The sequence below is a fragment of the Burkholderia sp. BDU5 genome (assembly GCF_001522845.1).
Classification (GTDB): domain Bacteria; phylum Pseudomonadota; class Gammaproteobacteria; order Burkholderiales; family Burkholderiaceae; genus Burkholderia; species Burkholderia mayonis.
Map to the genome: position 1 here is coordinate 38637 of NZ_LOWC01000157.1, position 19548 is coordinate 58184.

The window sequence follows — 19548 nt, forward strand, 5'->3', positions numbered from 1 at the left end:
CTCTCAGGATCCGGATTTCAGTTGGGTGCGCGCGAGCACGATCACGGGCGCAAGTCCCGCCACGACGATCGCGAGCGCGGCGACCGCGCCTTCTTCGTAGGTGCCGCGCGCGGCTTCGGCGTAGAGCCAGGTCGCGAGCGTGTCGAAGTTGAGCGGGCGCAGCAGCAGCGTCGCGGGCAGTTCTTTCATCGCGTCGACGAACACGAGCAGCGCGCTCGCGCCGAGCGCGGGGCGCAACAGCGGCAGATGCACGCGCCAGAGCGTCATGCCCGCCGTCTCGCCGAGCGTGCGCGACGCCTGCTCGAGCGACGCGGGAATCCGCGCGAGTCCGGCCTCGATGCTGCCGGCGGGAATCGCGAGGAAGCGGATCGCATACGCGACCACGAGCGCGGCCGCCGAGCCCATCAGCACGAGTCCATCCTGGCCGAACGCGGCGGCGATCGCGCGATCGGCGAGCGCGAGCGGCGCGAGGAGCCCGATCGCGAGCACGGTGCCCGGCACCGCGTAGCCGACGCTCGCGAGCCGCGCGCAGACGCGGCTCGGCTGGAAGCGGGCGCTGTCGCGCGCGCGGCGCGTCGCCCACGCGACGACGATGCCGCACGCGAGCGTGACGACGGTCGCGGCGAGCGCGACGGCGAGCGTGTTCGCGAGGCTCGCGAGCAATTGTCCGGACACGCCGCCCACGAGATGCAGCCGTTTCGCGGTTTCGTGGACCAGATACGCGGCGGGCGCGCCGAAGCCGGCGATGACCGGCAGCCAGCCGAGCGTCGCCGCGCCGGCGGCGGCCGCGCCGCACAGCCGCCGCGGCTCGATCGCGCGCATCCGGCGGCCGTGCGCGTAGCGCTCGCGGCGGCGGCCGTAGCGTTCGAGCGCGATTGCGCCGAACACGATCGCGAGCATCGCGAGCGCGATCTGCGCGGCGCTCGCGAGGTCCGAACGCGTGACCCACGTCGCGTAGACGGAGACGGTGAGCGTCTGCACGCCGAGGAACTCGGACGCGCCGATGTCGTTCAGGGTCTCGAGGAGGGCGAGGCTCACGCCGACCGCGATCGCCGGCCGCGCGAGCGGCAGCACGACGCGCAGGAACGTCTCGATGCGGCCCGCGCCGAGCGTGCGCGCGGCTTCGATCAGGCTCGCCGATTGCGTGACGAACATCGCGCGCGTGCACAGATAAACGTACGGATACAGCACGAAGCCGAGCACGGCGATCGCGCCCGGCAGCGAGCGCAGGTCGGGCAGGCGGAACGCGCGCGGGCTGTCGAAGCCGAGCATCCAGCGCAGCGCGGATTGCACGGGGCCGATCGGATGCAGCAGGTCGAGATACGCGAACGCGACGATGTACGACGGCACCGCGAGCGGCAGCAGCAGCGCCCACGCGAGCGTGCGGCGTCCGGGGAAGTCGTAGGCGGTGACGAGCCACGCGGCGCCCGTGCCGACGCACGCGACGATCGCGCCGACGCCCGCGAGCAGCGCGAGCGTGTTGGCCGTCGCCTGCGGCAGCACGAATTCGGCGAGGTGGCGCCAGTGCGACAGATCGGCGCCGAGCGCGGACCACGCGAGCGCGGCGAGCGGCGTCGCGACGAGCGCCGCGATCGCCGCCGCGGCGACGAGCCAGCCGCGCGCGGCGACACGCAGGACGAGCGCGCGCAGACGCTCGCCGGCGCACGCGCGAACACGCGCGAGCGGGCGGCGTGCGACGGTGCCGGCGTCAGTTGTCAAAGCCGACCTTGTCGACGAGCTGGCTTGCGCGCTTGCGGTGCTTCGCGATCTCGACGAGCGGCAGCGGATCGACCTTCAGCGGCCCGAAGCCGGCGATCACCGGATCGAGCGTGACGCCCGCGCGCACCGGATACTCGTAGTTCGCCTGCGCATAGAGCGCCTGCGCGGGCGGCGACGCGAGGTATTCGAGCAGCTTCACCGCGTTGTCCTGGTTCGGCGCGTGCTTCGCGACGGCCGCGCCGCTCACGTTGACGTGTGTGCCGCCGCTCTTCGCGTTCGCGAACGTCGGGCGGACGACCTTGATCGCGTCGCCCCACTTGCGCGCGTCGGTGCCCGGCTCCGCGTGCTTCATGTGGCCGACGTAGTACGCGTTCGCGAGCCCGACGTCGCAGATCCCGCCGAGGATGTCGCGTGCGACGTCGCGATCGCCGCCCGTCGCCTTGCGCGCGAGGTTCGCCTTCACGCCGCGCAGCCACTGCTCGGTCGCGGCTTCGCCGTCGTGCGCGATCATCGCGGCGACGAGCGCGGTGTTGTACGGATGCTGGCCCGAGCGGATGCAGACCTTGCCTTTCCATTTCGGATCGGCGAGCGACTCGTACGTGATCGCGTCGAGCTTCATGTTCTTGTCGGCGTACAGCACGCGGTCGCGCAGCGACAACGCATACCAGTCGCCGCGCGCGCTGCGCAGGTTCGCGGGGATCGCGTCGTCGAGCGGCCGCGAGCGAACCGGCTGCGTGAGCCCGCCGTCGACGAGATCGAGCAGGTTGCCGATGTCGACCGTCATCAGCACGTCGGCCGGCGAGCGCGCGCCTTCCGCCTTCACGCGCTCGAGGAGGCCGTCCTTGACGAACACCGTGTTGACGGCGATTCCGCTTTGCTTCGTGAACGCGTCGATGAGCGGCTGGATCAGCTTCGGCTCGCGGGTCGTGTAGAGATTGACTTCGTTCGCCGCATGCGCGGCGGGCGCGACGGCGGCGAGTGCGAACGCGAGCGTGCGCAGCAGCGGGCGGGCTTGCTTCAGGAACATGGAAGGCTCCGGCTAGGGACGTGCGATGGACGAACGCTCCGGCAGGCGGGACGTGTGGCCGGCGCGGAGTGAAAATTACAAAATGAAAGAATTTGATTGTAATGCGAAACGGGAACGATTCACATATGCGAAACGTTCGCAAAACATCTGACGAATGGCGCGTGGCCGGCAGGACGGGCAGGACGGGCGGCGACGCGGGCGCGGTTGCGCGTAGAATGCCGGCTTGACGATTTTTTGACGGAGCGCAGCAGGCGATGAACGACCCGCGCAGCAAGAAGAATCCGGTGTTCGGCGTGGCGATTCTGATCGTCGTGGCCGTCGTGCTCGTGATCGGTACGATTCTGTACAACGCGATTTCGCAGAAGCACGAGTACGACGAAGCCCATCCGCAGGGGGTGTCGGCGAGCGCCGCGTCCGCGCACGGCTGATCGCGCGCGCCGCGCGTCAGCGCGCGACGGCCGGAAGCCGCGGCCTGACCCGCGTATAGAACACGAGCGCGAGAATCACGAGCCACGCGGCGCCGACGAAGAGCGCGATGCGCGTATCGTCGAAATACCCGAGCATCGCGATCACGAACGCCATGAACGCGATCGTGAGCGCCGGGCCGATCGGCCAGAACGGCACCTTGAACTTCAGCGTGGCGGTTTCGGCCGCGTTGAGCCGGCGGCGCATCGCGACCTGCGACAGCAGGATCATCAGCCAGACCCAGACGGTCGCGAACGTCGCGATCGCGGCGACCATCAGGAACACGTCCTTCGGCATCAGATAGTTGAGCACGACGCCGATGAGCAGCGCGCCCGCCATCACGAGCACCGTGACCCACGGCACGCCGCGCGCGGACATCGCGCCGAGTGCGCGCGGCGCCTGGCCCTGCAGCGCCATCCCGTACATCATCCGGCCCGCGCCGAAAATGTCGCTGTTGATCGCGGAGATCGCCGCGCTGATCACGACGAGATTCAGGATCTCGGCGGCGGAGCGCACGCCGAGCGCCGAGAAGATCTGCACGAACGGGCTGCCGCTCGAGCCGACGCCCGTCCACGGGAAGATCGACATCAGCACGACCATCGTCAGCACGTAGAAAAGCAGGATCCGCACCGGCACGGCGTTGATCGCGCGCGGAATCACGCGCTCGGGGTTCTTCGCCTCGCCCGCGCTCATGCCGATCACCTCGATCCCGCCGTACGCGAAAATCACGACCGACAGCGACGCGACGAGGCCGCCGATGCCGTTCGGCAGGAAGCCGCCATGCGACCACAGGTTCGACAGCGACGGCGCGCCGCCGCCGAGCTTCATGCCGGCGAAAAGAATGGCCGCGCCGCCGCCGATCATTGCGACGATCGCCCCCACCTTGACGATCGACAGCCAGAATTCCAGCTCGCCGAACACCTTCACGTGGCACAGGTTGAGCCCGCAGATGATCGCGACGACCGCGAGCACCCAGATCCACTGCGGCACGTCCGGAAACCAGAAGCCCATGTAGATGCCGAACGCGGTGATGTCGGCGATCGCGACGATCACCATCTCGAGCGTGTAGGTCCAGCCGGTGACGAAGCCCGCGAACGGGCCGAGGTTCTCGGTCGCGTAATGGCCGAACGAGCCCGGCACGGGCTCGCGCACGGCCATTTCGCCGAGCGCGCGCATCACCATGTAGACGGCCGCGCCGCCGAGGATGTACGCGAGGATGACGGCGGGACCCGCCAGCTGGATCGCGGACGCCGAGCCGTAGAAGAGGCCCGTGCCGATCGCCGAGCCGAGCGCGAGAAAGCGGATGTGCCGCGCGCTCAGGTGGCGTTGCAAGTTCTTCATCGTGTCTCCGAATGATTGATGTCGTCGGCCGGACGCAGCGGCCCGGCGCTCGCGCTCGCAAAGTTGTATAGACAACATGGCGCGCGAAAGATCATACCAATCGGCGCGCGCGGGCAGTAGTCAGGGAATCCCTGAGTAGCCGCACGGCGCGAAACGGTGGAAAGGGCAGGGTGAAGCGGACGGCTCACTCGGGCAGGCGGATCACGCTCGCGTCCTTGCGGATCAGCAGCGACGACGCGAGCATCTGTTTGCACTGGTGCGCGAGCACCTTCAGGTCGTGCGTGAGATCGGCGCTCGCGTCCGAGCGCTCGGCGTCGACGACCATCGAATCGAGCTCGCGCGTCAATTGCCTGGTCGCTTCGGCCTGGTTCGACGGCGGCGCCGTGCCGGCCTCGGCCCGCTCGAGATGCTCGCGCACGGCGGCCATCCCGCGCTCGAGCGCGGGCGGGTTGCTTTCCGAGCACGCATGGCGCAGGAGCGGCGCGGCCGCGGTGATCTGCGCGCCGAGCACGTGGGTCTGCACGAGCAGATCGTTCAGCTCCGGCACGAACTTCTGGTGCGCCTTCGGCTCGAGCATCATCCGCTGGAACGCCTGGCCCAGGTTCGCGAACGCGATGTGCACGTTCTTGCGCGCGAGCCGGTATCGGTAGTCGGCGTCGAGGCCGGGCGCGACCGCCTCGACCGCCGCGGCGACCGCGGGCACGGCCGCCGCGCCGTCGGCGACGGGCACGGCGGGCGCGGTCTTGCCGCGTCCCGCGCGCCACGTCGCTTCGAAGTACTTGCGGGTCGTCGCGAGCACGTCGGCGACGAGATTGCCGATCGCGCGGTATTCCCAGTACGGGAAGAGGCGGCTCGCCGCGATCGCGATCATGCAGCCGACGACGGTGTCGATCGCGCGCTCGCCGATGATCCGCATGTTGCCGGGCGCGAGCAGATGGAAGAGGAGCAGTACGTACGACGACGTGAACACGACGCTCGCGGCGTAGTTGAAGAGCAGCAGGCTGTAGCTCATCACCATCGACGCGAACATGAACGCGATCAGCACGTGCGGCTCGCGAACCGTGTAGATGAGCGCGAGACTCGCCGCGCAGCCGATCAGCGTGCCGACGATACGCTGCGCGTTGCGTTGCTTCGTCAGCGAATAGCCGGGCTTCAGGATGATGATGCTCGTCATCACGATCCAGTACGCGTTCGTGAGCGGCAGGAGGCGCCCGAGCCAGAAGCCGACCGCGACCGCGATCGTCACGCGCAGCGCGTGCCGGAAGCTCGGCGACCCCATGTTCAGGTTCGAGAAGATCAGCAGCGGCGACATCCGGCGCTTCTGCAGGAAGCGAGACAGCGCCTTGTCGATCTTCAGTTCGGTCTGCTGCGCATCGGCGCTGCCCGACAGGTTGCGGCGCATCTTGTCGATCAGGCGCGTCGCGCTCCAGATCCGGCGGAACGTCGCGAGCACGGCCGCGTACGCTTCCGGGTTCGACGCCGCGAACTGCTTCTTGCGCATCAGCTCGATCTCGTATTCGATCGCGCGCAACTCGGCCTTCACGCTGATCCGCGAATGCGGCAGCCGGTTCTCGAGCACCGCGAAGCCGATCTCCTCGAGATCGGCGGCCGCCTTGCGGATCAGGTCGCGGTAGAAGATGATCAGGTCCGAGCCGCCGAACGTGCTGCGCACGAGCGGATAGTCGGTGTGCGCGCCGACGAACATCTCGTGCAGGTCGACGCTGTTGATGAACAGGTTGAACATCATCGTGCGGCCCGGGTCGAGCTTGCCGCGGCGCAGCTTCGGCAGGTTGCGCAGGACGATGTCGCGCGCGGTTTCCTGCGTCTCGACCGCGGTGATCTGCTTCGCGACGAGGTTGCGGTAGCATTCGTCGAGGTCCGCGTCGAGATCGTAGAAATCCGCCCGCGCGAGCAGGTACGACGCGCACGCGAAGAGGCTTTCGGCGAGCGCCTGCTGCTCGATCCGGCGCGCCTGCCAGCGCGACACGAGCGTCGCCCAGTACGTGTACCAGAGCCCGCCCGCGAGAATCCACGCCGCGTTGACGAGCGCCTGCAGCGGCGTGAATTGCTCTTCGAGCGTCATCACCATCATGAACAGCGTCGCGAAGCTGATCTGCGGCCAGCGGTTGCCGTAGACGACGATGAGCGACAGCACGAACGTGAGCGGCACGATCGTGAGCCACAGCGCGAAGATGTTCGGCGTCGCGAGCCCGGTGGCGAGCGCGGAGAAGAAGCCGATCACGCTGCACGCGAGCATTTCGTTGTGCTTGTACTTGAGCGGGCCCGGCATGTCGACGACGCACGCGCCGAGCGCGCCCGTCGCGATCGTGAAGCCGAGCTCGCGGTCGTGCAGCACGATGAGACTCAGCACCGCGGGCAGCGACACGCCGAGCGCGATCCGTAGTCCGCCGAAGAAATACTGGCTGTAGAAGAACTTCCTGATTTCGACCGAATAGCGCATCGATGGGCGAGTGAGCTGGCGACGAGGCGCCGGGGGGGCTGATTGGCGACGAGTCTATCGTATTTCTGCGTCGCGAAAATCGGTGTTGGGGGCGTTCGGCGTTCGGCGTTCGGCGTTCGGCGTTCGGCGTTCGGCGTTCGGCGTTCGGCGTTCGGCGTTCGGCGTTCGGACTCCGACCGCGGCGCGGGACGCAGGTTCAGCACGTCGTCGCCCGCGCATCGCGATGGCGATGCCGGCCCGGCGCAGCCTGCGATCCGGCGGCGGCGCGGCACGGTTTCCGTCGCCGCGTCGCCGCGACGGGCGCGCATCGGCCGATCGGCCAGATTCTCGCGCGGTCCTCCCTTTGCTATCCTTGGCTCCTCGACTTGCCGGGTATCCGCCCGGCGTCTTTCGCTCCGCTTCATGCTCCATCTTTTCTATTCGAACCGCCACGAGACGCTTGCTGACGCGCTGCTCGACGATCTTGCCGCCGCGTCGGACGGCGCGGGGCCGTGGGCCGCGCAGCAGGTGATCGTGCCGAGCGCGGCGCTGCGCCGGCGGCTCGAGCTCGACGTCGCGAAGCGGCACGGCGTGTGCGCGAACGTGCGATTCAGCTATCTCGCGCAATGGCTGTGGGCGCAGATCGGCGAAGTGCTGACGGTGCCCGTGCATTCGCCGTTCGCGCCCGATCGTCTCGTGTGGCGCTGCTACCGGCTGCTGTCCGGCGACGGCGCGGCGCCGTGGCGCGCGTCGCCGCGGCTCGCCGCGTATCTGGCCGCAGCCGATGCGCCGATGCGCCACGAACTCGCGCACCGGATCGCGACGGTGTTCGACCACTACCTGACGTATCGCCCGGAGTGGCTTGCGCAATGGCAGGAGGGCGAATCGATCTTCGCGCTCGAAGGCGCGCCGCGCCACGGCGGCGATGCTGCGCGCGACGACGAGACGTGGCAGGCGGCGCTCTGGCGCGCATTGCTCGCCGAGCTGTCCGACAGCGAAATGCCGCCTGCGCACCGGTTCCTGCGCGACGTCGGCTCGCTCGATCCCGACATCGTCGCGCACGCGAAGTGGCCGGAATCGGTCAGCGTGTTCGCGCTGCCGACGATGCCGCCTTTGCACATCGCGCTGCTGCGTGAGCTGTCGCGCTGGATCGGCGTGCGCATCTACGCGCTCAATCCGTGCCGCGAATTCTGGTTCGACATCGTGACCGCCGCGCGCGCCGAATCGCTCGACGCGGCGGACCAGCTCGACTATCAGGAAGTCGGCCATCCGCTCCTCGCCGAATGGGGCCGGCAGACGCAGGCGCAGCTTCACATGCTGCACGAGCTGACCGAGAGCGCGGTGGCGAGCGACGCGTCGCGCTACGCGGAGAATCCCGCGCCGACGTGGCTCGCGCGTGTGCAGAACGCGGTCCTCGGACTGCAGCCGGAGGACGCGCTCGGCGAGCCGCCCGCCGAGCGCGGCATCGAGGTGCACGTATGCCACAGCCTCGCACGCCAGCTCGAGGTGCTGCATGATCGTCTGCTCGCGTGGTTCGACGCGGAGCCGAGCCTCGCACCGTCGGACGTGCTCGTCGCGATGCCGGATCTTGCGGCGGCGGGGCCGCTGATCGACGCGGTGTTCGGCACCACGCCGGGCGCCGACACGGCGCGCATTCCCTATCGGATCACCGGCTTGCCGCCGTCGCAGGCGAATCCCGTCGCACGCGTGCTGCTCGATTGGCTCGCGCTGCCCGAGCGCAACGTCGGCGCGCCGGAGCTGATCGAATGGCTGCGCGTCGATGCGGTCGCCGCGCGCTACGGCATCGACGCGGCGGCGCTCGAGACCGTGCAGACGTGGCTCGCGGCGGCGGGCGCGCGTCGCGGGCTCGCGCCTGACGCGCCGGAAAATGCGAACGCGGCGGTGCCCGCGCTGCGCCACACGTTCGCCGATGCGCTGACGCGGCTCTTCCTCGGCTACGCGATGCCGGACGGCGCGGCGCCCGTCTCCACGTGGCTGCCGATCTCCGGCGCGGAAGGCGGGGAAGCCGAGCTGCTCGGCCGGCTCGCGCGCTTCACCGACGATCTCGACGGCTTCGCGCAGCGGATTGCCGGCGACCTGACGCCGCAAGGCTGGGGCGACGCGTTCGCCGACGCGCTCGCGCGCTTCTTCGATTCGGGCCCGGCATTCGCCGACGCGCTGTCCGGCGTGCGCGACGCGCTCGACGCGATGCTCGCCGCGATGGCGGAGGGCGCGGGCGGCATCGAATTGCCGGCCGCCGTCGTGCGCGCGGGCCTTGCGGCGGCGCTCGACGATCCGGCGCGCGGCGGCGTGCCGTGGGGCGGCGTCACGTTTTCGTCGCTGACGAGCTTGCGCGGGCTGCCGTATCGCGTCGTATGCCTGATCGGGATGGACGACGGCGTGCTGCCGAGCCTCACGCGCGCGGACGAATTCGACTTGATGGCCGTGTTCGCGAAGCTCGGCGACCGGCAGCGCCGCGACGACGAGCGCAACCTGTTCCTCGATTTGCTGCTCGCGGCGCGCGACCGTCTGCTGATCGCCTACACGGGCCGCAGCATTCGCGACAACGCACCGCTGCCGCCCGCGGCGCTCGTCGACGAACTGCTCGATCATTTGGCGACGGTGTCGGCAGGGCCGGACGCGCCGCCCGACGCGATCGACGCCGCGCGCCGCGCGTTCGTGATCGAGCATCCGCTGCAGCCGTTCTCGACCGAGTACTTTGCACCGGGCGGCGCGCTCTTCACGTACGACGCGTCGCGCGCGACGCTCGCGCGCCTCCTTGCCGAAGGCGGCCAAGCGGCGGCGCAGCCGTTTTTCTCCGGGCCGCTGCCGGCCGAGCCTGCGGAGCCCGTCGCCTTCGCCGATTTCGAGCGCTTCTGGCGCCATCCGGCGCGCTCGCTGCTGCGTGCGCGGCTCGGCATCGTGCTCGCGGACGCACAGGCGGAACTCGTCGACACCGAGCCGTTCGAGCTCGATTACGCGGGCAGCGACGCGCTCGCCGAGCGTGTGCTGCCGTTCCTGATCGAGACGGCCGATGCGGCAGCGTTCGAGCGTGTGCTGCGCGTCGCCGACGCGAGCCCCGAGGTGCCGGGCGGCGCGACGGGCGCGGTGCGGCGCGACCACGAGCTCGACGCGCTTGCGCAGCTCGCGGGCAACGTTCGGCGCGCGCTTGCCGACGGCGCGACGCGCGTGCCGTTCGCATTCGAGATTGCCCCCGCCTGGCCCGCAGCCGGCGATGCGCGATGGTTCGGCGCGCACGACGCCGAACTCGCGTTCGCGGCGACGCGCGAGCCGTTGCGTCTGCATGGCGCGCTCGCGCGGCTGACGGCGGCGGGGCAGGTGATCTACCGCTACGCGCGGCCGGGCGCCCGCGACTATCTGTCCGCGTGGCTCGCGCATCTCGTCTATTGCACGATCGATCCCGACGGACCGCGCCGCACGCGGTGGTTCGGCAGCGGCGACACGTTCGAATTCGCGCCCGTCGCCGCGCCGCTCGAGCAGCTTGCGCCGCTCGCCGCGTTGTTCCGCGCGGGCCGCCGGATGCCGCTCGCGTTTTTCCCGAGGAGCGCATGGGCGCTCGTGTCGGAGAGCGAATCGAAGGCGGCTGGCGTATGGATCAACGACCGCGTCGCGGGCGAAGCCGACGATGCCGCGCTCGCCCTCGCATGGCGCGGTGCGAATCCGTCGCTCGACGAGCCGTTCGGCGCGCTCGCGCATCTCGTGTTCGATCCGCTCGTCGAGCATTTGCGGAGGGCGTCATGAGCCGCGCCGCACTGTCCGGCCTGTCGACGAGCGAGCTCGACGTCTTCGCGTGCGCGCTCGACGGCGTGAACCAGATCGAAGCGTCGGCGGGCACCGGCAAGACCTGGAACATCTGTGCGCTCTACGTGCGCCTGCTGCTCGAAAAGGATCTCGGCGCGGACGAGATTCTCGTCGTCACCTTCACGAAGGCGGCGACGGCCGAGCTGCACGAGCGGATTCGCGGGCGCCTCGCCCAGCTCGCGCATGCGCTCGACACGGGCGACGACGGCAACGATCCGTTCGTCGCGCGCCTGTTCGAGACGACGCTTTTGCCCGAGCGCGGTCTCGATCCGGAGACGGCCGCAAAGCGCGTGCGACGCGCGCTGCGCGCGTTCGACCAGGCGGCGATCCACACGATCCACGCGTTCTGCCAGCGCGCGCTGCAGGAAGCGCCGTTCGCGGCCGCGATGCCGTTCGCGTTCGAGATGGAGGCGGACGACGGCGCGCTGCGCTTCGAACTTGCCGCCGATTTCTGGCGTACGCGCGTCGAGCCGGTTGCGGCGGCGCATCCGGCGTTCGCCGAGTGGCTCGTCGAATACGGTGCGAGTCCTGCTGCGCTCGACGCGCAGCTCGCGCGGCGCTTGAAAAAGCCGCTCGCCGAGTTGCGCTGGGACGGACTGCACACGGCCGACGACGATGCGGAGGCCGCCGCCCGCGAGCACTTCGACGCGGCGGCCGGCATCTGGCGCGCCGAACGCGGCGCGCTCGACGCGTTGCTCGCCGGCGCGCAGCCGTCGCTGAACCAGCGCTCGCACAAGCCGGAGGCGGTGGCCGAGGCGCTCGACGCGTGGGCGCGCTACTTCGAGCAGGCGAGCGTGGTGGCCGCGTTGCCGCGCGCGGCGCTCAAGCTCACGCAGGCCGCGCTTGAAAAAGCGACGAAAAAAGGCGGCGCGACGCCGCGCCACGCATTCTTCGACGTCGCGCAGGCGCTCGAGGCGGCCGTTGTCGCGGTCGAGGCCGCGCAGCGCGCGCGCTGGCTGTCGATCGTCGCGCAATGGCTCGACACCGCGCCTGCCGAGCTCGCGCAGCGCAAGCGCACGCGCCGCGTCGTGTCGTTCGACGATCTGCTCGCGAACCTGTATCACGCGCTCGAAGCGCATCCATGGCTGCGCGAGACGCTGCGTGCGCGCTATCCGGCCGCGCTCATCGACGAGTTCCAGGATACCGATCCGCTGCAGTTCGCGATCTTCGACACGATCTTCGCGCCTGCCGGCCCGCTCTTTCTCGTCGGCGATCCGAAGCAGGCGATCTACAGCTTTCGCGCGGCGGACCTGCATACGTATCTCGCCGCGCGTGCGCGGGCATCCGCGCGCTACACGCTCGCGGTGAACCAGCGCTCGACGCCCGCGATCGTCGACGCGTGCAACCGCGTGTTCGGCGCGAATGCCCGCGCGTTCGTGCTTGACGGACTCGATTACGAGCCGGTGCGCGCCGGCTCGCGCATGCGTGCGCCGCTCGTCGATACGACCGATCCGCTCGCGGGCGCGGGCGACTTCCGCGTGTGGACGCTGCCCGCCGGCGACGGCGGGCTGACGAAGCGCGACGCGCAGCGGCAGGCGGCGCATGCGTGCGCGGCCGAGATCGCGCGGCTGATGCGCGGCGCGCGCGAGCGTGAGGTGACGCTCGGCGGCGAGCCGCTGGCGGCGTCCGGCATCGCGGTGCTCGTGCAGACCCATAGGCAGGGCAGTCTCGTGAAGCGCGTGCTCGCCGCATGGGGCATCGGCAGCGTCGAGCTTGCGCAGGCGTCGGTGTTTGCGACGATCGACGCCGAGCAGCTCGAACGCGTGCTTGCGGCGATCGATGCACCCGGCGACCTGCGGCGTTTGCGCTCGGCGCTCGCATCCGACTGGTTCGGGCTCGATGCGGCGGCGCTCTGGCGTCTCGAGCAAGGCGACGCGGCACAGGGCGACGTCGAGGACGCAGCGCGCGTAGCTGCGGACGACGGGCGCGCGCGCGCATCGGCGAGCGCTGCCGCGCCGCCTTCGGCGGATGCCGACGCGATGGGCTGGGTCGAGCGCTTTTCCCGCTATCGGCTGTTGTGGCGCGAACGCGGCTTTGCGGTGATGTGGCGCACGTTCGCGAACGAGCTGCGGATCGCCGAGCGGCTGATGGCCGGTCAGGACGGCGAGCGGCGCGTGACCGACGTCAACCATCTGGCCGAGCTGACACAGGCGCGCGCATCCGCGCAGCCGGGCATCGCGCCGACGCTGCGCTGGCTCGCCGCGCAGCGCCTCGAAGGCGGTGGAGACGATGCGCAACTGCGGCTCGAGTCCGATCGCAACCTCGTGCAGATCGTCACCGTGCACAAGTCGAAGGGGCTCGAATACGCGATCGTGTTCTGTCCGTTCCTGAACGACGGCGGGTTGCGCGAGCCGAGCGGCTCGGGCCTGCCCGATGCGCGCGAGTATCACGACGAAGCGGGCGGCGCGGTGCTGCATTACGGCTGCGACGACGAGGCGGCTGAACGCGCGTCGCGCGAAGCGATGCGCGAGCAGGCGGCGGAGCGCGCGCGGCTCGTCTATGTTGCGCTCACGCGCGCCGTCTACCGCTGCTATCTGGTCGCGGGCACATACGTGTCGTCGCGCTCGACGAAGGAGGCGCGGCGCAGCGTGCTGAACTGGCTCGTCGCGGGCGCGGGCCGCGATTTCGACGCATGGCTCAAGGAGCCGCCCGAAGACGCGGAGCTCGCCGAGCGCTGGCAGGCGCTCGCAGGCGGCCCCGTGACGCTCGGCGCGCTGCCCGTACCGGCGCATCGCGAGCCGCTCGCGGCCGGCCACGAGACGGACGCGACGCGAGCGGCGCGACGCGCGACGCGCGGGCTGCGCGACGCATGGCGGATCGCGAGTTTCAGTTCGCTCACGTCGGCGCTCGCGCGCGAGGAGGGCGGTATCGCGGGCGTCGCCGACGAAGAAACGCGGCCCGATCACGACGCGCTCGCCGCCGCGATCGATGCGGACGCGCCCGACGCCGCCGCACGAGCGGCGACTGCCGTCGCGCGCGAGCCCGCCGAAGACGACATCCTCGCATTCCCGCGCGGCGCGGCGGCGGGCGAATGCCTGCACCGGCTGTTCGAGCTGAGCGATTTCTCCGACGCGTCCACATGGCCGGCGGCCGCGCTGCGCGCGCTGCACGAGCGCCCGGTCGAAGCAGAGCTCGCGCTCGCCGCGCGGCTGCCCGCGATGATGACGCGGCTCGTCGCTGATCTCGCTGCAACCGAGCTCGTGCCGGGCATGCGCCTGGCGGCGCTCGATCCGGCGCGGCGCCTGACGGAAATGGAATTCCTGTTTCCCGCGCCCGCGCTCGATTTCAACGCGTTGCGGCGGCTGCTCGCCGCGCACGGCTATCCGGACGTCGCGCTCGAAGCGGGCACGCTTGCCGGATTCGTCAAAGGATTCATCGACATGATCGTCGAGCACGACGGCCGCTTCTGGATCGTCGACTGGAAGTCGAATCATCTCGGCGCGACGCCCGATGCGTACGGCCCGCGCGCGCTCGACGCCGCGATGGCGCACCACGCGTATCACCTGCAGGCGCTGCTCTATACGGTCGCGCTGCATCGCTATCTGCGCGTGCGGATGCGCGACTACGACTACGACGCGCACATCGCAGGCTATCTGTATCTGTTCGTGCGCGGCGTGCGGCCCGGCTGGCGCAGCGGCGACGCACCGGCGGGCGTGCATGCGCGACGGCCGGCGCGCGCGCTCGTCGAAGCGCTCGATGCGCTGATGCGCGAGGGGGCGGCATGAGTACGGTCGACGAACGCTTCGCTTGGACGGGCGGCCTCGCCGACCGTCTGCCCGAGCCGGCCGATTTCGGCCTCGCGCTCGCCGAAGGCTTCGCGCGCCGGATCGGCATGCTGTCGCGCCGCCTCGGCGCACCCGCCGCGGCGGCGCGCTGGGCGGCGCGCGCAGCGTTTGCCGCGAGCCGCGCGACGGCGGCGGGGCACGTGTGCGTGTCGCTGCACGCGCTCGCGCAGCGCTACGACGAGCCGTTCGCCGACGTGAGCGATACGCTTGCGGCGAGCGGCGTGACCGCGTTCGGCGGGATTGCTCGCGGCGGTGAATGTCCGCTCGTCGTCGATCGTGACGGGCGCCTGTATCTCGCGCGTTACTTCGAATATGAGACGCGGCTCGCGACCGCGCTCGTCGCGCGAGCCCGTTCCGCCGATGCCGCGATGGGCGGCGTCGGCGGGCTCGCGCCCGAGGCGCTCGGCGAGCGGCTCGTTCGCTATTTCGGACCGCAGAAGGAGCGGGGCGTCGACTGGCAGCGCGTCGCGGCACTCGTCGCGCTGACGGGCGGCGTGACGATCGTGAGCGGCGGGCCGGGCACTGGCAAGACGACGACGGTCGCCGGCGTGATCGCGTGCCTGCTCGACGCGCATCCCGACTTGCGGATCGCGCTTGCCGCGCCGACCGGCAAGGCGGCGCAGCGGATGCAAGAGGCGCTGCACGCGCGCGCCGGCAGCCTGCCGGCCGAGCTCGCGATGCGCCTGCCGCAGAAGTCGTACACGCTGCACAGGCTGCTGGGCGGCGGTCCGGGCGGGCGCTTCGCGCATCACCGCGACAACCCGCTGCCGTACGACCTCGTCATCGTCGACGAAGCGTCGATGATCGACGTCGCGCTCGCCGCGCACCTGCTCGACGCGCTCGCGCCGAACACGCGCCTCGTGCTGCTCGGCGACAAGGATCAGCTCGCGGCCGTCGAAGCGGGCGCGGTGTTCGCGGAGCTGAGCGCGCAGCCTGCGTTCAGCGCGACGGCGTGCACGACGATCGCGCGCGCGCTCGGCATCGACGAGGCCGAGTTCGTGGCGGCGCTGCCGGACGGGATCGTCCGCGACGCGGCGGGGATTCGGACGGCCACTGCGGATACACGCGAGGCCGTCATCGATGCGAGCGCAGCGGCGTGCGCTTTGGCCAATGCGGCCGTTCCTGCGGCGCGAGCCATGGCCATGGCGGCCGACAAGGCCGCTGCCGAACCTGCGCCGCCGCGCGCCGGTCGGCGAGGCGGCGCACGCGAATCGAAACGCGCGGCCGACGATGCGCAGGGATCGCTGTTCGCGTTCGACGACGAAAGCACGCGGGGCGATGACGCACTGGGCGACGCGCAGCAGAATCGGCGCGACACATCGGGCGTGCACGGGGCGTCGAACGTGCGGGATGTTCACGGCATGGGTGGCGCGCAACGCAGACCGGCACCGGCCGATGACGGAATTCCGGCCGATTTGCCGTGGGACGCGTCCGCCGCCGAGCCGGCTGCGTGGATCGACGCAGGCGAGCTCGCGTGGCTCGACAACGCGTCCTTCTCGTCACTCGAAGACGCCGCGACGCATGCCGCGTCGGGCGAGCCGGGCACCGTATCGGCAGCCGGAGCCGTTGCACGCGTGCGTGCCGATGCAGTAACCGGCATGAGCGCCGATGCGGGCGTGGAACCGGGCGCTTCGGCATCGATGACGCCCGTCGAATCCACATCGTCGGCAGCACTTGCCGCCGCGCCGCTGACCGACTGCGTCGTCTGGCTCGAGCGCAACTATCGTTTCGGCCTCGATTCGCCGATCGGCAGGCTGTCGCTCGCGATCCGCCGCGGCGCGGTGCAGGATGCACTCGATGCGTTGTCGACAGCCGACGATGCGGCCGCACGCTTGTGCGACGACGGCGGCGCGACGCTGTCGGCCGCGACGATCGAACGGATCGCGCAGGGCTTCGCCGGCTACGCGGCCGCGCTGCGCGACGCACTCGCGACGCCCGTGCCCGATTCGCTGCCGCTCTTCGACGTGCTCAACCGCTTCCGCGTGCTTTGCGCGACGCGCACGGGCGCGCGCGGCGCGGACGAGGTCAATGCGCGCGTCGCGGCCGAGGTGCGCCGTGCGATGCGCGTGCCGCTCGCGATCGGCGCGCACTGGTTCGCGGGACGGCCCGTGATGGTGACGCGCAACGATTACGCGCTCGGGCTGTTCAACGGCGACATCGGCATTGCGCTGCCGGACGCGCGCGGCGCGCTGCGCGTCTGGTTCCGCGGCGCGGACGGCCGCGCGCGCGCGGTGTCGCCCGCCGCGCTGCCGCCGCACGACACGGCGTTCGCGCTGACCGTCCACAAGTCGCAGGGCTCGGAGTTCGACGACGCGGCGTTGATCCTGCCCGCGTCGTTCAATCGCGTGCTGTCGCGCGAACTCGTCTATACGGCAATCACGCGCGCGCGTTCGCGGGTGCAGATCATCGGCCCGCGCGCGGTGCTCGCGCTCGCGATCGCGACGCGCACCGCGCGCGATTCCGGGTTGGCCGCGCGAATCGCAGACGCGCTGCGCGCTCGGCCGGAGGGGACGCGATGACGCTGCGCTACGCATTCTCGCCGGATGAGGTCGAGTTGATGGCGGTTCGCGCGCAGGGTGCCGGGGGGCAGAACGTCAACAAAGTGTCGAGTGCGATTCACCTGCGCTTCGACATCCGCGCGTCGTCGCTGTCGGACGAAGTGAAGGCGCGGCTTCTCGCGCGTTCCGATCAGCGGATCACGCGCGAAGGCGTCGTCGTCATCAAGGCGCAGGAGTACCGCACGCAGGAGAAGAACCGCGCGGCCGCGCTCGCGCGGCTCGATATGCTGATCCGCAGCGCCGGCGTGACGCTGCGCAAGCGGATTGCGACCCGGCCGACGCGTGCGTCGAAGGAGCGCCGGCTTGCCGAGAAGAGCCGGCGCGGCGAGGTGAAGTCGGGGCGCGGCAGAATCGTCGATTGAACGCGTTCGGCTTTTGGCGCTCGATATGCGGCGCTCGAAGCTCGAAGCTCGAAGCTCGAAGCTCGAAGCTCGAAGCTCGAAGCTCGACGTTCAAAGCTGGAAGTTCAAAGCCGAAAGCCGCAAGCGACGTTCGATGTGCGGCACGTCGCACGCGGATCGAGCGTGCCGATGACAACGATCGACCGGGCCCGGCGCGAAGGCCGGCAGCAGCTAGGTCGACGCACGGCTCCGCAAATGCTGTTGTGTGTGCGCCTAAGCCGGTGAACGGCGGTCAAACGGGACACCCGTTGCTCGGCCAGCGAACGAAACCGAGGTTCGAGCGAGCGGCGCGGCATGGCAACTCGAAAGCTGCCTGCTCGAGCCGCAGCCGCACCCGCACCCATCGTGCGCCTCGCATTCGGATCGAGTGTCTATACACATCGAATGGCATATCGCCTTCATCGAGCGGACGTCGAATGGACAAATGCACGCGGCGTATCGCTGCGCCGCTCATATCTCCATTCGTCCATCCCTGTCCGCGAGGCACTCGCAAGCGAGGCGGTGTTCGATCCGCACGCCGCCTCCGCCGCGCCCCTACTGCCCGTCGCCGTCCGACGAGGAGAAATCGAAGTCGACGCAAAACACCTTCAGCGTCGTTCCGAGATGGATCGCGACGGCCGCCGTGTAGCAGTCGCGGCCGTCCGTCAGCGAGAAGTGCGGTCCCATCAGCGCGACGCGTCCGGGCGCCGCGACCGCACGCTGGAAATACGCGCGCCGCGACCAGTTGCTATGCAATTCCGGCAGCAGCGGCGCGAGCCGCCGCGTCGTCACGCTCGGCGCATCCGGCGTCTCTGGCGTGACGGACGGCTCGATCTGGTCGCCGTTCGCCTCGGCGACGAACACGCGCCGCACGATCGGATTCGTCAGCAGCCGTTGCGCGGTGCCGCGCAGGTCCTGGGTTTCGGCGTAATCGGCGGCGCCCGCGAGCACGATCCGCTCGATCGTGTCGAACCCGGGATGCACGGCGCCGCTGCGCCGCTCCTGCACGCGCTCGGCGAAGCGCGCCCATGCGGCCTCGATGCATGTCGGCGCGTAACGGCGCGCGCGCTCGAGCGACGGATCGGGCTGGCCGAAGCAGAAGCCCTGGACGAAGTCGACGTCGGCATCCATCAGGATCTGTAGAGCGTCTTCGTTCTCGACGCCCTCCGCGAGCACCATCGTGCCCGCGTGGTGCAGCATCGTGACGAGGTGATGGACGATCCGGTGCGCGTCGCTTGCCGCGAGCGAGCGTTCGACGATCGAGCGATCGAGCTTCACGATGTCGGGCTTCATCTGCCAGATGCGGTCGAAGTTCGAGAAGCCTGTACCGAAATCGTCGATCGCGATCAGGAAATCGCCGTGCTGGATCATGTCGAGCGTGCGGGCGAGCGCGGCTTCGTTGCGTGACGGCTGCTCGATCACTTCGAGCACGACGCGCGTCGGCGGCAGTGCGAAGTGCGCGCACAGCGCCTCGATGAACTCGCGCGGCGCGACGCCGGCGTCGAACATCTGCGGCAGCACGTTCAGGAACAGCCAGCACATGCCCGTGTCCTGCGCGGCGAAGTTCGCGACGTGCAGGCAGCGGGTCATGCGATCGAGCAGGATCGTCTCGCCGCGCGCCTGCGCGCGCGCGAACAGCGTGTCGGGCGAGATCGGCGCGCCGTTCGCGTCGGTCGCGCGCACGAGCGCCTCGTAGCCGACGACGCGCTTGTGCGTGATCGAAATCACCGATTGAAAGGCGCTTGAAAGGGTGATGTCGTGATATTGCGCGCACCAGCCTTCGTCGCCGCGGGTGAACTGCGAGATGAGGCTGTCGGGCGAGAGCCTCTGCGATTTGGGCATGTTGTCAGCATCGCCGCCAAGAGCGGTAAAGGGCGCGCCGTGCGGCGGACATGTGCGCGAGCGCTCATAAGGACCACGCGGCGAAAGACGAAGTGCGTCATTTCCGCGTCCGATGGGGAATTAAATCGAGTGTAACGAATGTCAGCGTGTATTGCGCATCGGGGATACG

At 70.1% G+C, this 19548-nt stretch carries 11 protein-coding genes; 5 read left to right on the forward strand and 6 right to left on the reverse strand.

Going from position 1 to position 19548, the window contains the following annotated elements; genetic code table 11:
- Nucleotides 1–3: 3 nt before the first annotated feature.
- Together WS69_RS24305 and WS69_RS24310 are read right to left on the reverse strand one after the other, a co-directional pair.
- Nucleotides 4–1719: an ABC transporter permease gene (locus WS69_RS24305; protein ID WP_059473209.1), complete on the reverse strand. Its 1716-nt coding sequence runs from the start codon at nucleotides 1717–1719 to the stop codon at nucleotides 4–6.
- The gene (locus WS69_RS24310) at nucleotides 1709–2746 is read right to left on the reverse strand and encodes a Fe(3+) ABC transporter substrate-binding protein (protein WP_059473210.1); all 1038 of its coding nucleotides are present in this window, start codon (nucleotides 2744–2746) and stop codon (nucleotides 1709–1711) included. Before WS69_RS24310 ends, WS69_RS24305 begins: the two co-directional genes overlap by 11 nt.
- 254 nt (nucleotides 2747–3000) lie before the next feature.
- Here WS69_RS24310 and WS69_RS32130 point away from each other — a divergent pair, with 254 nt between their 5' ends.
- Nucleotides 3001–3174, forward strand: coding sequence for a hypothetical protein (locus tag WS69_RS32130; RefSeq protein ID WP_082716445.1), 174 nt, complete (start codon nucleotides 3001–3003; stop codon nucleotides 3172–3174).
- 16 nt (nucleotides 3175–3190) lie between these two features.
- Here the strand turns inward: WS69_RS32130 and WS69_RS24315 are convergent, their stop codons facing one another.
- The 3 genes from WS69_RS24315 to WS69_RS24320 are packed head-to-tail and all read right to left on the reverse strand — an operon-like array spanning nucleotide 3191 to nucleotide 7013.
- Complete coding sequence (locus tag WS69_RS24315; RefSeq protein WP_059473211.1) at nucleotides 3191–4552, reverse strand: amino acid permease; 1362 nt, start codon at nucleotides 4550–4552, stop codon at nucleotides 3191–3193.
- A complete protein-coding gene (locus WS69_RS32135; protein ID WP_082716446.1) occupies nucleotides 4549–4740 on the reverse strand; it encodes a rod shape-determining protein MreB in 192 nt (63 codons plus the stop codon). Before WS69_RS32135 ends, WS69_RS24315 begins: the two co-directional genes overlap by 4 nt.
- Nucleotides 4737–7013, reverse strand: coding sequence for an FUSC family protein (locus WS69_RS24320; RefSeq protein WP_059473212.1), 2277 nt, complete (start codon nucleotides 7011–7013; stop codon nucleotides 4737–4739). The genes WS69_RS32135 and WS69_RS24320 overlap by 4 nt, the downstream gene beginning before the upstream one ends.
- A 402-nt stretch (nucleotides 7014–7415) precedes the next feature.
- On the opposite strand from WS69_RS24320, the gene recC reads away from it, so the two are divergent.
- The 4 genes from recC to arfB are packed head-to-tail and all read left to right on the forward strand — an operon-like array spanning nucleotide 7416 to nucleotide 17519.
- Nucleotides 7416–10754, forward strand: coding sequence for an exodeoxyribonuclease V subunit gamma (gene recC, locus WS69_RS24325; RefSeq protein WP_059473213.1), 3339 nt, complete (start codon nucleotides 7416–7418; stop codon nucleotides 10752–10754).
- On the forward strand, nucleotides 10751–14539 hold the full coding sequence (gene recB / locus WS69_RS24330) for an exodeoxyribonuclease V subunit beta (protein WP_059473214.1): 3789 nt from the start codon (nucleotides 10751–10753) through the stop codon (nucleotides 14537–14539). Before recC ends, recB begins: the two co-directional genes overlap by 4 nt.
- A complete protein-coding gene (locus tag WS69_RS24335; protein WP_059473215.1) occupies nucleotides 14536–17118 on the forward strand; it encodes an AAA family ATPase in 2583 nt (860 codons plus the stop codon). Before recB ends, WS69_RS24335 begins: the two co-directional genes overlap by 4 nt.
- Complete coding sequence (arfB, locus tag WS69_RS24340; RefSeq protein ID WP_059473216.1) at nucleotides 17115–17519, forward strand: alternative ribosome rescue aminoacyl-tRNA hydrolase ArfB; 405 nt, start codon at nucleotides 17115–17117, stop codon at nucleotides 17517–17519. The genes WS69_RS24335 and arfB overlap by 4 nt, the downstream gene beginning before the upstream one ends.
- Nucleotides 17520–18092: 573 nt before the next feature.
- Here arfB and WS69_RS24345 read toward each other — a convergent pair.
- Complete coding sequence (locus tag WS69_RS24345) at nucleotides 18093–19379, reverse strand: sensor domain-containing phosphodiesterase (protein WP_059473217.1); 1287 nt, start codon at nucleotides 19377–19379, stop codon at nucleotides 18093–18095.
- Nucleotides 19380–19548: the final 169 nt, after the last annotated feature.

Bases quoted from the DNA above. Each gene is read 5' to 3' on its own strand.
- WS69_RS24310 (WP_059473210.1), bottom strand. From the start codon at position 2,746: ATGTTCCTGAAGCAAGCCCGCCCGCTGCTGCGCACGCTCGCGTTCGCA.
- WS69_RS32130 (WP_082716445.1), top strand. From the start codon at position 3,001: ATGAACGACCCGCGCAGCAAGAAGAATCCGGTGTTCGGCGTGGCGATT.
- WS69_RS24315 (WP_059473211.1), bottom strand. From the start codon at position 4,552: ATGAAGAACTTGCAACGCCACCTGAGCGCGCGGCACATCCGCTTTCTC.
- WS69_RS24320 (WP_059473212.1), bottom strand. From the start codon at position 7,013: ATGCGCTATTCGGTCGAAATCAGGAAGTTCTTCTACAGCCAGTATTTC.
- recC (WP_059473213.1), top strand. From the start codon at position 7,416: ATGCTCCATCTTTTCTATTCGAACCGCCACGAGACGCTTGCTGACGCG.
- recB (WP_059473214.1), top strand. From the start codon at position 10,751: ATGAGCCGCGCCGCACTGTCCGGCCTGTCGACGAGCGAGCTCGACGTC.
- WS69_RS24335 (WP_059473215.1), top strand. From the start codon at position 14,536: ATGAGTACGGTCGACGAACGCTTCGCTTGGACGGGCGGCCTCGCCGAC.
- arfB (WP_059473216.1), top strand. From the start codon at position 17,115: ATGACGCTGCGCTACGCATTCTCGCCGGATGAGGTCGAGTTGATGGCG.
- WS69_RS24345 (WP_059473217.1), bottom strand. From the start codon at position 19,379: ATGCCCAAATCGCAGAGGCTCTCGCCCGACAGCCTCATCTCGCAGTTC.